This window comes from Paraburkholderia sp. PAMB 6770 (genome assembly GCF_057748135.1).
The window spans coordinates 2,548,276-2,562,074 of sequence record NZ_CM173239.1; the positions used below are offsets into that span (position 1 = coordinate 2,548,276).

Annotated in this window: 10 protein-coding genes; 5 read left to right on the plus strand and 5 right to left on the minus strand. The window is 67.7% G+C overall.

The features are described 5' to 3' along the window. The first annotated feature begins 49 nt into the window (after window positions 1-49). A complete protein-coding gene (locus AC3AP7_RS28915) occupies window positions 50-799 on the plus strand; it encodes a GNAT family N-acetyltransferase (RefSeq protein WP_487363719.1) in 750 nt (249 codons plus the stop codon). Window positions 800-1,019: 220 nt separating this feature from the next. Beyond that, on the plus strand, window positions 1,020-2,180 hold the full coding sequence (locus AC3AP7_RS28920; protein ID WP_487363720.1) for a sensor domain-containing diguanylate cyclase: 1,161 nt from the start codon (window positions 1,020-1,022) through the stop codon (window positions 2,178-2,180). 67 nt (window positions 2,181-2,247) lie between these two features. Here AC3AP7_RS28920 and AC3AP7_RS28925 read toward each other — a convergent pair whose 3' ends face one another. Next, window positions 2,248-3,654, minus strand: coding sequence for a beta-1,3-glucanase family protein (locus AC3AP7_RS28925; RefSeq protein ID WP_487363721.1), 1,407 nt, complete (start codon window positions 3,652-3,654; stop codon window positions 2,248-2,250). Between the two features lie 187 nt (window positions 3,655-3,841). After that, complete coding sequence (locus AC3AP7_RS28930; protein ID WP_487363722.1) at window positions 3,842-4,735, minus strand: LysR family transcriptional regulator; 894 nt, start codon at window positions 4,733-4,735, stop codon at window positions 3,842-3,844. Between the two features lie 100 nt (window positions 4,736-4,835). On the opposite strand from AC3AP7_RS28930, the gene AC3AP7_RS28935 reads away from it, so the two are divergent. Next, entirely contained in the window at window positions 4,836-5,780 is a 945-nt protein-coding gene (locus AC3AP7_RS28935; RefSeq protein WP_487363723.1) for an AEC family transporter, read from the plus strand. A 126-nt stretch (window positions 5,781-5,906) separates the two neighbouring features. Here the strand turns inward: AC3AP7_RS28935 and AC3AP7_RS28940 are convergent, their stop codons facing one another. From AC3AP7_RS28940 to hpnJ, 3 genes are all read right to left on the minus strand, one after another. After that, window positions 5,907-6,947, minus strand: a complete 1,041-nt coding sequence (locus AC3AP7_RS28940; protein WP_487363724.1) for a lysylphosphatidylglycerol synthase domain-containing protein — start codon at window positions 6,945-6,947, stop codon at window positions 5,907-5,909. A 104-nt stretch (window positions 6,948-7,051) separates the two neighbouring features. Continuing rightward, a complete protein-coding gene (hpnI, locus tag AC3AP7_RS28945) occupies window positions 7,052-8,287 on the minus strand; it encodes a bacteriohopanetetrol glucosamine biosynthesis glycosyltransferase HpnI (RefSeq protein WP_487363725.1) in 1,236 nt (411 codons plus the stop codon). 91 nt (window positions 8,288-8,378) lie between these two features. Then, on the minus strand, window positions 8,379-9,800 hold the full coding sequence (hpnJ, locus tag AC3AP7_RS28950) for a hopanoid biosynthesis associated radical SAM protein HpnJ (RefSeq protein WP_475763454.1): 1,422 nt from the start codon (window positions 9,798-9,800) through the stop codon (window positions 8,379-8,381). 858 nt (window positions 9,801-10,658) lie between these two features. Between hpnJ and AC3AP7_RS28955 the strand changes: the two genes are divergently transcribed. Together AC3AP7_RS28955 and katG are read left to right on the plus strand one after the other, a co-directional pair. Beyond that, window positions 10,659-10,868 carry a hypothetical protein gene (locus AC3AP7_RS28955; protein WP_487363726.1) on the plus strand — a complete coding sequence of 70 codons (210 nt, stop codon included), beginning with the start codon at window positions 10,659-10,661 and terminating at the stop codon, window positions 10,866-10,868. A gap of 340 nt (window positions 10,869-11,208) precedes the next feature. Beyond that, entirely contained in the window at window positions 11,209-13,389 is a 2,181-nt protein-coding gene (gene katG / locus AC3AP7_RS28960; RefSeq protein ID WP_487363727.1) for a catalase/peroxidase HPI, read from the plus strand. The last annotated feature ends 410 nt before the right edge of the window (window positions 13,390-13,799 follow it).

Here is a 13,799-nt window from a genome sequence, read left to right on the forward strand (position 1 = left end):
TATCGTCTGTCCACAGGGGCCGCATGCGGCCCGCCCCCAGGAGAACGAAGTGAGCGAAACGAATCCCCCCCGTCTGAACGAATATGGTCAACCGGTCGGCCCGGCGCTGCCGGACTGGCAGGGCGCGCCGCGCCCCGGCGCCGCGTCGCTGACCGGCCGCTACTGCCGGATCGAGCCGATCGGGATCGAGCAGCACGCCGCCGACCTGTATGCCGCCTACGCCGACGCACCGGACGGCCGCGACTGGACCTATCTCGGCGTCGGGCCGTTCGGCTCGCTTGCCGACTATCGCGACTACCTCGCGAAGGCGGTCGCGCTGACCGATCCGCTGCATTACGCGGTCATCGATCTGGCCACCGGCAAGGCCGTGGGCACCATTGCGCTGATGCGCATCGACCCGGCCAACGGCGTGATCGAGGTGGGCCACGTCACCTACTCGCCGCGCCTGAAGCGCACGCGGATCGCCACGGATGCGATGGCGCTGCTGCTCGGGTACGTCTTCGAGACGCTCGGCTACCGCCGCTTCGAATGGAAATGCGACGCGCTGAACGGCCCGTCGCGCGCGGCGGCGCTGCGCTACGGCTTTCGCTTCGAGGGCATCTTCCGCCAGGCGACCGTCTATCGCGGACGCAGTCGCGACACGGCGTGGTATTCGATCATCGACAGCGAATACCCGGCGCTGCGCGACGCTTACGCGCGCTGGCTCGACGCCGCGAACTTCGACGCCGAAGGCCGGCAGATCGCCCGCCTCGCGGATCTGATCGCACAGCAGCCGGGGCGCCAGGGGAGCGGTGCGTGACGGGAAGGTGCGGGAGGGTGCAGGACGCCGGGGCGAGCGCTTCGGCCTCGGCCTCGCGGCCCCCGCGCCGCCCGGATTGGCCGGCGGGCCTACCTGCGCATTTTCCTGTGACAGCGACCGATGACGTCAATATGACGGAAACGCATTCCTGAATACTAAGGAATACGAATATTCTGCGCGGTAGAAAAATATAGCCGTCGCGCCCCGCGATGAAATGGTCTTGTCACGCTTTGTGCCGTCCCGCCCGGCATGCCGCCGCAATCCGCTCGAATCCGCTTGGACCGGATCGCTCGCGTTGATTAGAATGAAACGCCGCGCAATCCAAGAGGTCCGCATGAAAGGCGTCGTCATCGAGCAGCTGTCGGAGTCCATCACGGCAGCACGCACAACTGAAGACCTCGTCAGGCCGCTGCTGCAGATGCTGGCCCAGTTCACAGGCTTCGAGTCCACGTACCTGACGTCGATCGATGAACAGGCAGGCATCCAGTCCGTCGAGTTCGCGCTGAACACCGATGAACTGCACATCCCCGAGGGCCTCGCGGTGCCCTGGTCGGACACGCTCTGCAGGCGCTGCCTGGAAGAAGGCCGTCGAAGCGTGTCGAATGTCGAGATGACGTGGCCCGACGCGCACGCCGCGCGCGCAATCGGCATTCATTCGTATGCGAGCGCGCCGGTGCTCGACGGCAATGGCGTGGTGATCGGCACCCTGTGCGCCGCGAGCAGGCGTAGCCGCAACGTCACGCCGCGCGGGCGCAGCACGCTCAACCTGTTTTCGAAGCTGATCGCGCAGCACATCGAGCGCGAGCATCTGCTCACGCGTTTGCGCGAATCGAACGAGTATCTGGCAAAGTTCGCGCTGACCGATGCGTTGACGGGGCTGCCCAACCGCCGCGCGCTGCGTGACGAACTGGGCCGGCTGCTCGCGCGCGCCGTGCGGGACGGCACGCGCGTGATCGTCGGCATGATCGACCTCGACGACTTCAAGCAGATCAACGATGTCCATGGCCATGCCGCAGGCGACGCCTTTCTGAAGGCTTTCGCACAGCGCCTGCAGGGCGTGGCGCGCGACACCGACGTGCTCGCGCGCCTCGGCGGCGACGAGTTTGCGATCGTCGGCCCGGGCCCCGCCGATGCCGAACTGGCCGACGCGGCGGCGAGCGCGCTCGCCGAGCGCGTGACCGGCATCTCGTGCGGCCGCTATACGCTTGCCGACATGAGCATCGACTACCCGGGCGCGAGCGCGGGCATCGTGGCAGTGAGCCTGGTATCGGCCGAGCAGGCGCTCGACCTCGCGGATGCCGCGATGTACCGCTGCAAGAAAGCCCGCAAGGCGATCCTGCGCGGACTGCCGTCCCCCGCGCAATCCAGCCCGCCCCTGTGATCCGGTAATCCGGTAATCCGGCGGGCCGGATCGATGCCGTCGCCCGCCGCCGCTCCGTGCGCGTTCGTCAGCTAAAGAACTTGCCGAGCGTAATCGTCACCGATTGCGTGCCCGTCAGTCCGATCGACGGGTTCTGGTTGCACACGTCGTCATACGGGAACGCGTACGCGAGGCCGTTGCTGCTCAACTGGTGAAAGAGCTTCGCCCAGGGGTTGTAGACCTGGGTGCCCGGGTAGAAGCTCGCCGCATCGTTCTGACAGGTCGCGTCGTCGAGCGAGCTGGACACGAAACCGCGATTGAACGCCGCCGCCAGCATCTTCTGCACGTTCTTGGCCGCCGCGCTGCCCGTCGCGAGCGAATTCGCGCACTGCCACACGTCATAGCTGGGAATGCCCGGGCTACCCGAGCCGCCGACCGTGAACGCCGGCGTGCCGGTGGTCGTCGTGCCGCTGTAGAACGTGAGCACGCCGGATTGCACGATGCCGGTATAGGTGCCCGTCGACAGATCGTTCGTGACGAGCGGCGTGGTGGCCCACGTGGTGTACCAGCTCTCGATGGTCGAATCGAAATAGGTGGTCAGCGTACCCGAATAGCCGTTCTCCGCGGAAATGCTCTTCGGCGACAGCGCGCGCAGCGTCGCGCTGCCGTTGACCGTGAGCGCCGCCGGAAACGCCGACGCCGCCTGCACCGTCACCGGCACGTTGAAGCCCGACGGCAGGCCCGCCACCGCGCTCAGGATCGCCGGACGCGACTCGCTGAACTGGCCCTGCAGCGTGCCCCCCGGCGTGCCGTCGAGCAGCAGCGGAAAGCCGAACTGGTCGACCTGGGTCGTATTGCCGTTGAAGTTGCCTTCGCTGTCGTAGGAGAACTCGATCCAGTCGAACAGCGTCAGCATGCCCGGATAAGCATTCGGCACCGGCGCCGTATATGCGCTGCTGCTCTGCGGCGAAAACGGCAGCTTCGGCACGCCGACCGACAGGTAAATGCGTCCGCTGAATGCCGCGGTGCCGGTGCCGAGGCCCGGCAGGTTCGTCGTGTTGAGGTTCGACAGGTCGATGACCGTGGTCGATCCGACCGTCACCGGAATGCTGTAGTCGGCCCACGCGAGCGGATAGTTCGCCGCCAGCGTCTGCGCGTCGTTGCCGGACAGCGAAGCCGAGCCCGGGAACGTGCCCGCCGCGTTGGTGTTGTCGGCCGTGCTCATCACGTGCGGCATGCCGCCGGAGTCGAGACGGTATTGCGTTACGCCCGCGCCCGTCTGCACCTCGCCGATCACATACGCATAGACCTGGGTGCCGGACGGCAGGTCGGTCTGCGTCGCATCGATCGTCAGCGGCGTCTTGACCGTCTTTGCGCCGCTGCCCGAGCCCGAGCTCGAACCGGATCCCGAACCTGAGCCGCCGCATGCGGCAAGGATGCCGGATGCCCCCAATCCCAGCAGAAACGAGCGTCTGCTGATGCCTTTCGTTGTCATCCTCGATCCTTTTATTTATTACGGCATGCAAAATGAACTGCGCGCGCAATGCGCATCATACGGCTCGAACGGCCTGCTGTCCGCAGATGTATGCCCATGTCCGCAGATTGCTCGCGGATCCGGGGCCTCTACCCGGGTTATCGGCACCAAGGCGAATGGCTTGAGGGGAACCTGTGCGGGCCTGCGCTCAGGCGGGCGCCGCGGCCCCCGCGGATGAGGCGAGTTCGAGAAAGCGCGCAAGACAGGGGTTGCGGTTGGCCGGCGACCACACGAGCTGCTGCTCGATCAGCGGCGCGCCGGCAAGCGGCCGGAACACGACGCCGGCGAGTTGCGCCTTGCGCATCGACGCGGGCACGAGGGCCACGCCGACGCCCTCGTCGACGAGGCTCAGCACCGTCTGCTGCAACTGCACCTCGAAGCGCACGTCCGGGGCGAAACCGCCGGTGCGGCAGCAGTCGAGAATCGCTGCGCGCAGCGTGGGCGCGACGTCTTCGAGCGCGAGAACGAACGGCTCGCGCGCCAGTTGCGCGATCTCCAGACGCCGCGCGCGGGCGAGCGGATGCGCGCGCGACAGCGCGACGCACAGCGGTTCGCGCACGATCGTGCGGGAGGCGAGATGACGGTTCGGGGCCGCCGGAAACATGATCGCCGCATCGATCTGGCCCGCCAGCACCTGCGCGGCAAGATCGTTCGACACGACTTCGCGCAAATGCAGTTCGACCTCCGGCCAGGCCACGCCGAACGCGCGCGCGTAGCCCGGCACGACGCTATACGCCGCGCACATCGTGAAGCCGATCGACAGCGTGCCGACCGAGCCGAGCGCGGCCGCGCGCGCATTGTGCGCGGCCTGTTCGAGCGCGCCGAGGATCGCCTTCGCATCCGCGTAGAACCGCTCGCCCGCCGCCGTCAGCGTGACGCTGCGCGGGCTGCGCTCGATCAGCGTCACGCCGAGGCTCGCTTCGAGCGCGGCCAGTTGCCGGCTCAGCGGCGGCTGCGACAGGTTGAGCCGCGCGGCGGCCCGGCCGAAATGGCGGGTTTCGGCGAGGGTGACGAAGTAGCGCAGCGGCCGGATATCGATCACGATGCAAAAAAGGTATGGATACGCAGCGAAAACAGTATTGGATTGTATCAACGCAACGCACTACGCTGGCAGCCTGTTCCCTTGCGCCCCCGCTGTCCCGATGCTTTCGACGCTAGAAATCCTGCTGCCCGTCTTCGGGCTGATCCTTGCCGGCTTTGTGTGCCGCCGGCGCGACCTGCTCGGCCCGACCGCGGCCTCCGAGCTGAACCGCTACGTCGTCTGGCTCGCGCTGCCCGCGCTGCTGTTCGACACGATGGCGCATGCGAGCTGGCAGCAGCTCGATCAGCCGGCGTTCGTCGGGGCGTTTTCGCTGACGTGCGTCGGCGTATTCGTGCTGATTCTCGCCGTGCGCCTCGGCGCCGGCCGCCCGCTCGCGGATGCGAGCGTCGATGCGATCGCCGGCGCCTATCCGAACACCGGCTATATCGGCTTCCCGCTGTGCCTGATCGCGTTCGGCCCGGCGAGCCTCGCGCCGACCACGATCGCGACGATCCTCGTCGCGTGCGTGCTGTTCGCGCTCGCCATCGTGCTGATCGAGATCGGGCTGCAAAGCGAGCGCGCCCCGCATCGGCTCGCGCTGAAGGTGCTGCGCGCGCTCGGCCGCAATCCGCTGATCGTCGCGCCGCTTGCCGGCGTGCTGGTGGCAGGCGCGCACATCACGCTGCCGCACGGCGCGGACACGTTTCTGAAGCTGCTGAGCGGCTCGGCGAGTCCCTGCGCGCTGGTCAGCCTCGGGCTGTTCCTCGCCGAGAAGCGTCCCGCGCAGACGCCTGGCGCGGCGGCGTCGTGGTGGCTCACGGGCATCAAGCTGGTCGGGCAGCCGGCGCTCGCGTGGTGGCTCGCGGCGCGCGTGTTCGCGCTGCCGGGGCCGCTCGTCGCGATGACGGTCGTGCTGGCGGCGCTGCCGACCGGCACCGGGCCGTACATGCTGGCGGAGTTTTACCGGCGCGAGGCGCACATCACGTCGCGCACGATTCTGCTGTCGACGCTCGTCTCGCTCGGGACACTGTCCGCGTTGCTGATGTATCTGCGGCACGGCGCCTGAGCGGCCCGCGCGGGGGCGTTACGCACCCCGCGTTCACGCCGCCGGGCGACGGCACGCAACCGCGATAGTCACGTCACGGACCACGTCATGGGCCACGCCGCCCGCCAGGTTCCGCACGCCGTGCGTTCAGCGCGACGTGTCGCTGTCGCCGCTCGAACTGGCGGCTACCGGCGCGAGCGCGCTCGCGAGCCGCAGACGCCCGCTGCCAGACGACTCCGCGAACTGCCACGCGAACAGCCCCGGCACGTAGATCAGCAGATCGCGGATGCGGCGCGCGCCGGCAAGCGCGAGGCAGGTTGACGGATCGAGGCCGAGCGCACCGCCGATCAGCACGAAGCCGCCTTCCTGCACACCGAGCCCGCCCGGCACGAAGAACGCCGCGCTGCTCACCGCCTGGATCAGCGATTCGATCACGACGGCCTCGACGAAGCTCACGTGCGCGCCGAGAAAATACAGCGCAATCCAGATTTCGAGCGCTGTCGCGAGACACTGCAGCGTCTGCCAGAAGAACAGATAGCGCAGCACCACGCCGCGGCGACGCCAGATCAGCTTGATCGCCTGGTCGATCTGCGCGGACTGGCCGACGAGCGCCGCGAGCTTGCCGCTCGTCGCGTGATTGAGCATGCGCGTCACGCGCTCGAACGGGCTCGCGTGCTGCACGAGCGAGAACAGCACCAGCACCGGCGTGAGCGCCACGATCCCCCAGGCAAGATCCGACGCGAGACGCAGCGTGCCGGACGCCGCATGCGCGAACAGGAAGCCGATGCCGATCATCGTGAACATCAGCTGGCTGATCAGCGTGAGCTGCATGTCGACGACGAGGCTCGCCGCCGCCGTCGAGCCGCGCAGCCCGTGCCGCCGCATCAGGCGAAACGACACCACCTCGCCGCCGACCCGCGCGACCGGCAGCATCCCGTTGACCGATTCGCGGATCCACACGAACTGCAGCATGCACAGGAAGCCGGGCCGGTTCGCGCCGCGGATCAGCGTCTGCCAGTCGCGCGCGTTCGCGAGCATCGGCAAGCCATGCGCCAGCGCGGCGAGCACGAGCCCCGCGCCGGCCGCGCGCATCAGCCCGAGCACCTCGCCGGGATGATCGCGCAGCACGAGCCATAACGACAGCAGCAAACCGGCAAGCGCCGCAAGACGGCCGAGATGCCGGATCATCGTGCCTCCGCGCGCACCGGCGACATCCGTTGCGCGCGGCGCGCGACACGACTGCGGCGGGCCGCCGGATTGCGGCCGCCCCTGTGAAAAATCTGCATAACCAATTACTCGTCCTGTACCGGCAACAGCATGCCGTTGCCGTCCACGGTAAAACTGAAGCCGCGCCAGATGACCCGCGACGAAAAATAACTGGCGACGAAAATCGAAAACGACACGATATCCCAGAACGGCAGCAGCCACAGATCGCGGCAGCGCTGCCGCAGCGCGCGGTCGGCCTGCAGCTTCAGCGCGATGCGCGCCGCGAGCGCGAGCAGCACGAGCAGCCCCGCCCAGCGCGCGCCGCCCGACAGCATCAGCGCAAGCAGCGCGAACGCGAGCGGATGGATCAGCGCCGAACCGAGATGGCCGAGCGGATCGATGCTGCGGATCGTGCGGCTCCAGCGCAGTTCGTGCGCGACGAGCCGCGCGGCGCTCGTCTCGACGCACGCATGGGCGAGCGCAACCGGCGGAATCGCCACCTTCTCGCCGAGCTTGCGCACGGCCTCGCCGATCGCATGATCTTCCGCGAGGTGATGCACGAACTGCCGGAAGCCGCCGATCCTGTCGAACGTCGTGCGCCGCATCGCGATGGTCTGGCCGAAGCACGGCCGCGCCATGCCGAGCGCGAGCCCGGTGACGACGCCCGGCAGGAACTGGTAGTTGGTCGCTTTCACGGACAGCCGCGGCCAGAAGCCGGGATCGGGTGCGCCGCGATACACGCAGGTGACGAGGCCCACGCCCGGCTTCTGCAGTTCGCCGATCACGTGGCGCAGATAGTCGGGGCCGACGCGCACGTCGCTGTCGGCAAACACCAGCACGTCGTGCTGCGCCTGCGGCAGCATGTTGATGACGTTGCTCATCTTGCGGTTCGGTCCGTAGAGCCGCGCATCGGCCACCACCGTGATGTGCGCCTGCGGATAGCGGCGCCGCAGCGCCTCGACGGCCTCGAGCGCCGGGTCGTCCGAATCGTGCACGCCGAACAGGTACTGCACCGGCCCCGGATAGCGCTGCTCGCAGAAGCTCGCCAGATTCCCGGACAGCGCCCATTCGGCGCCGTGCAGCGGCTTGACGATCGTGACGGCCGGGAAGCTCTCCGGCTCGGCGGTGGGACGCGCGAAGAAGCGCCGCATCAGGATGCCGGCCAGCAGCGTATAGCCGACCCCGAGCAGCGCGCCGACACCGCACGTCGCCGCGAGCGTCGCCAGCAGCAGATGCGCCGCGCGCGGCAGACCTTCCTGCTCGACCAGCACGCTCAAGGCAACCACGGCGACGAGGCCCAACGGCCAGACGACGCGCTTCATGAACCGCTCCTGCGGACGCGATGCTGCACGAAATGCCTCAAGCAATGCGGGAAGAAATGCCGGACGAAACAGCGGGCGCGATACATGATCGTCACGCCTGGTGCGCGCGCAGGAAGTGGAAGAACTCCACGCCCTCGCGCAGGCGCCGCTTCATCATGTCCCAGCTCGTGAGCATCTCCCGCACGATCTCCCAGATCTTCGACGGCCGGAAATAGAACCGCTTGTAGAACCGCTCCACGTGGTGATAGATCTCCTCGCGCGACAGGTGCGGGTAGCCGATCGCCGCCAGCTGCACCCCCTCCTTGCTCACCAGGTTGATCACCTTGTTCTCCTCCAGCCACCCGTTCTCCACCGCCTGACGGTACAGCGTCGTGCCCGGATACGGCGCCGCCAGCGACACCTGGATCGTGTGCGGATTGATCTCCTTCGCGTACTCGATCGTCTTCTCGATCGTCTGCGGCGTCTCCCCCGGCAGCCCCAGGATGAACGTCCCGTGAATCTTGATCCCCAGCTTGCGGCAGTCCTCGCTGAAGCGCCGCGCAATGTCCGTGCGCAGCCCCTTCTTGATGTTCAGCAGGATCTGGTCGTCTCCCGACTCGTAGCCCACCAGCAGCAGCCGCAGACCGTTCTCCTTCATGATCTTCAGCGTCGAATACGGCACGTTCGCCTTCGCGTTGCACGACCACGTCACCCCCAGCCGCCCCAGCCCCCGCGCAATCTCCTCCACCCGCGGCTTGAAGTCCGTGAACGTGTCGTCGTCGAACATGATCTCCTTCACCTCCGGCATGTTGTCGCGAATCCACTTCACCTCCGCCAGCACGTTCTCCACCGAACGCGTACGGTACCGGTGTCCCCCCACCGTCTGCGGCCACAGGCAGAACGTGCAGCGCGAGCGGCAACCCCGCCCCGTGTAGATCGACACATACGGGTGCTTCAGATACCCGATGAAGTAGTTTTCGATCTTCAGGTCCCGCTGGTACACCGGCGCCACGAACGGCAGCTCGTCCATGTTCTCCAGGATCGGCCGCGCCTCGTTGTGCTCGATCGACCCGTCCGCACCCCGGTAGCTCAGCCCCAGAATCTGCGCAAACGGCTTGCCCTGCGCCACCTCCTGGCACGTGAAGTCGAACTCCTCACGGCACACGAAATCGATCGCCTCGCTCGCCGTCAGCGAATTGTGCGGATCCACCGCCACCTTCGCCCCCACCATCCCGATCACCACCGACGGCTTGCGCTGCTTCAGGTCCTGCGCAAACATCGCGTCCGTCGGAAACGACGGCGTGCTCGTGTGGATGATCACCAGCTCGTACTGCTGCGCAAGCAGCAGCGTCTCCTCCACCGACAGCCCGTCCGCCGGCGCATCCACCACCCGGCTGTCCGGCACCAGCGCCGCAGGCTGCGCGAGCCACGTCGGATACCAGAACGAGCGGATCTCGCGCTTCGCCTGATAGCGCGAACCCGCGCCACCATCAAATCCGTCATACGACGGCGCCTGCAAAAACAGCGTTTTCATGAACACTCCCGCCAGTTCCGTAGATCGTGTCGACAGGGGAAACCCAACGCGGCGGCGCGCGACGGATCCGCGCCGCGGCTGGGCCCGGCATGCGTGCCCCATCCCGGCAGCGCCCCCCCGCGCTGCAACAACCCCGTTCCCACCCCGTTCGCCTGCGCCGCGCACGCCGGGGCAGCGCGGCGCGACGGCGCCCAAAACCATACCTCGCCGCAATCGATCCAGCAACCCGGCGCGTCCCCGAGTCCCGCGCGGGACAAGCCCGCAGCGGCACGCGAAAGCTCGACGTAATGCACCGCGCGCATCGCCACACGCGCAGTGGGGCCCGATGCCGTCCCGCGCGCTCACCTGGCGCTCACCTGGCGCTTTCCTCGCTACCTCGCACTTTCCTTGCCGGTTCCTCGCGCCTTCTCCGCGCCTTCCTCGCGGGTTCCGGTTTCCGTGCCACGCGGACGCGGTCCCAACCCGCCACCATACGCCGGCTTCGACATCCTCGCATTGAATCCGCGCAATCCCGCACGTCCCCGCGCGGGCGGTGCACGCTCCCGCCGCGGCGTGCGCCGCCCGATTGTCGGCCCGGCAGATGGAGATTGTGTGAAACGCGTCACGACGGATCGCTGCGCACACGCACGGCGCGGACCATCGCCTCGGCTGCCCGTTGAGCCGCCCATCCGTCAGACGACGACACAACACGCCGAGCATTTATTATTGCGCCAATGAATTTATCAATCAGGAATGCAAAGGTATTTAAAAATCAGGGTGATTCCGCCATCACGCAGCACCGGGCCGCACCGAAACGCACTATGGTGCCCACCGTTCCCATCACAAAACCGGTGAGCTCATGGTGACTCGCAACGTCCGTTGGTCCGCCATCGCATTGCCCCTCTGCTCCTCGCTCCCGCCGCGCGCGCGCAACTGAACGGGCTGCCGAATCAGGGCAGCACGGACAACGTCGCCGGCGCACTCGATTATTGCATCCGCAACCCTTATCTCGGCGGCAGCGGGCTGAAGCAGTCGCTCACGAAGCAGATCTGCGAAAAAATCCTGACGCAGGGGCAGTCGCTGTTGTAATGCGGGGCGGGGCGGGGCGGCGCAGTGCAACCTGTCTGCTGCGCATGCTGCCCGCCTGCTGCGCGTTGAAGCGCATTTGACGGGATCGGCCGCGCGGCGCAGCCGGTCCGCCGACGCGCGCAGCCCGCCCGCATCGCGCGGCGTCACTGCGTAGCGTCACCGCCTGCCGCTACGCATGCCAGCGGGCGGCGTCTCTCCTCCGCGCATTAGATTTTTTCAAGCGCGTCCATCAAACCAACCTATTTCCGCGTTCGTTCGAAAGCCATTACCATTCAAGACACCTGTCCCGCCCCCACCCTGCGCGACTCATCCGAGCGCGCGCGATCCAAGGAGCAAACCCATGTCCACCGAATCGAAATGTCCTTTCCATCATGCCGCCGGCAGCGGCACATCGAACCGCGACTGGTGGCCCGATCAACTGAGCCTGAAGATCCTGCAGCAGCCGTCGCCGCGCTCCGATCCGATGGGCGCCGCGTTCGACTACGCGCAGGCGTTCAACAGCCTCGACCTCGCCGCCGTCAAACAGGACCTGCGCGCGCTGATGACCGACTCGCAGGACTGGTGGCCCGCGGATTTCGGCCACTACGGGCCGCTGTTCATCCGCATGGCCTGGCATAGCGCCGGCACGTATCGCACGAGCGACGGCCGCGGCGGCGCGGGATCCGGCCAGCAGCGCTTCGCGCCGCTGAACAGCTGGCCCGACAACGTCAACCTCGACAAGGCGCGCCGCCTGCTGTGGCCGATCAAGCAGAAATACGGCCGCAAGATTTCGTGGGCCGACCTGCTGATCCTCACTGGCAACGTCGCGCTCGAATCAATGGGCTTCAAGACCTTCGGCTTCGCCGGCGGCCGCGAGGACGCGTGGGAGCCGGACGAAGCCGTCTACTGGGGCAGCGAAACCACGTGGCTCGGCGACCAGCGCTACAGCGGCGAGCGCGACCTCGAAAATCCGCTCGCCGCCGTCCAGATGGGCCTGATCTACGTGAACCCCGAAGGTCCGAACGGCAACCCCGATCCGGCCGCGGCCGCGCGCGACATCCGCGAGACCTTCGCGCGCATGGCGATGGACGACGAGGAAACGGTCGCGCTGATCGCCGGCGGCCACACCTTCGGCAAGACCCACGGCGCGGGCGAAGCCTCGCACGTCGGCCCGGAGCCGGAGGCCGCCGGCCTCGAACAGCAGGGTCTCGGATGGAAGAGCAGCTTCGGCAGCGGCAAGGGGCGCGACGCGATCACGAGCGGTCTCGAAGTCACGTGGACATCCACCCCGACACAGTGGAGCAACGCCTTCTTCGACAACCTGTTCGGCTACGAGTGGGAGCTTACGAAAAGCCCGGCCGGCGCGCATCAGTGGAAGCCGAAGGGCGACGCGGGCGCGGGCACGATTCCCGACCCGCAGGACCCGGCGAAGCGCCGCGCGCCGTCGATGCTGACCACCGACCTCGCGCTGCGCGTCGATCCGGCCTACGAGAAGATTTCGCGGCGCTTTCACGCGGACCCGGCGGCGTTCGCCGACGCGTTCGCGCGCGCATGGTACAAGCTCACGCACCGCGACATGGGCCCGCGTGCCCGCTACCTCGGCCCGGAAGTGCCCGCCGAAGTGCTGCTCTGGCAAGACCCGGTGCCGGCCGTCGATCATCCGTTGATCGACGCGCAGGACATCGCGGCGCTGAAGGAAAAGATCCTCGCGGCCGGGCTGTCGGTGGCACAACGGGTCTCGACCGCATGGGCCGCCGCAGCGAGCTTCCGCGGCTCGGACAAGCGCGGCGGTGCGAACGGCGCACGTCTGCGCCTCGCTCCGCAGAAGGACTGGGAAGTCAACCAGCCCGAGCGCGTCGCGCAGGTCCTCGCCGCACTTGAGCGCATGCAGCGCGAATTCAACGCCGCGCAAGCCGGCGGCAAGCGGGTCTCGCTGGCGGACCTGATCGTGCTCGCCGGCTGCACGGGCGTCGAGCAGGCGGCGCAGCAGGCAGGCCATGCCGTCACGGTGCCTTTCTCGCCGGGGCGCACGGATGCATCGCAGGCGCAGACCGACGTGGATGCGTTCGCGGTGCTCGAACCGCGCGCCGACGGCTTTCGCAACTATGTGCAGGCCGGCGTCACGGTGAAGCCCGAAACGCTGCTGATCGACAAGGCGCAACTGCTCACGTTGAGCGCGCCGGAAATGACGGTGCTGATCGGCGGCCTGCGCGTGCTTGGCGCGAACGTCGGCGAAAGCGCCCACGGAGTCTTCACGAAGCGCCCGCAGACGCTCACCAACGACTTCTTCGTCAACCTGCTCGACATGCGCACGGCGTGGCAACCGGCTTCGGCGGCGCAGGACGTGTTCGAAGGGCGCGACCGCGCCAGCGGCGAGCTGAAGTGGACCGGTACGCGCGTCGATCTCCTGTTCGGCTCGCATGCGCAATTGCGCGCACTGGCCGAGGTCTACGGCAGCGCGGATGCATCGGAGAAATTCGTACACGACTTCGTCGCGGCCTGGAACAAGGTGATGAACCTCGATCGCTTCGATCTCGCGTAACGCGATTCGCGCCGCATGGGCGCGGCGCGCACGAACGAACGAAAACGGCCGGTCTCGCGACCGGCCGTTTTTTTATCGGCCCAAACGCGTCGCGTTCGCGCGCCGCACTACCGCGCGTGCGCGTGCTTCGCCGCCCCGCCCGCCGTCTCTTGCTGCGCCTCCCACTGCCAGCCGCCGCCGGGATTCTTCACCCGCGTCACGCGGCCCTGCACGCGCAGCGCGCGCGTATCGTCAAGGTTCTGCCGTGCCTGCAGCGGCGGTAGCGGCGGCAGCGGCAGCGGCGGTGGCGGTTGCGGTTGCGGTTGCGGTTGCGGTTGCGGTTGCGGTTGCGGTTGCGGTTGCGGTTGCGGTTGCGGTTGCGGTTGCGGTTGCGGTTGCGGTTGCGGTTGCGGTTGCGGTTGCGGTTGCGG

Bases quoted from the DNA above. Each gene is read 5' to 3' on its own strand.
- AC3AP7_RS28925 (WP_487363721.1), bottom strand. From the start codon at position 3,654: ATGACAACGAAAGGCATCAGCAGACGCTCGTTTCTGCTGGGATTGGGG.
- AC3AP7_RS28935 (WP_487363723.1), top strand. From the start codon at position 4,836: ATGCTTTCGACGCTAGAAATCCTGCTGCCCGTCTTCGGGCTGATCCTT.
- AC3AP7_RS28940 (WP_487363724.1), bottom strand. From the start codon at position 6,947: ATGATCCGGCATCTCGGCCGTCTTGCGGCGCTTGCCGGTTTGCTGCTG.
- hpnI (WP_487363725.1), bottom strand. From the start codon at position 8,287: ATGAAGCGCGTCGTCTGGCCGTTGGGCCTCGTCGCCGTGGTTGCCTTG.
- hpnJ (WP_475763454.1), bottom strand. From the start codon at position 9,800: ATGAAAACGCTGTTTTTGCAGGCGCCGTCGTATGACGGATTTGATGGT.
- katG (WP_487363727.1), top strand. From the start codon at position 11,209: ATGTCCACCGAATCGAAATGTCCTTTCCATCATGCCGCCGGCAGCGGC.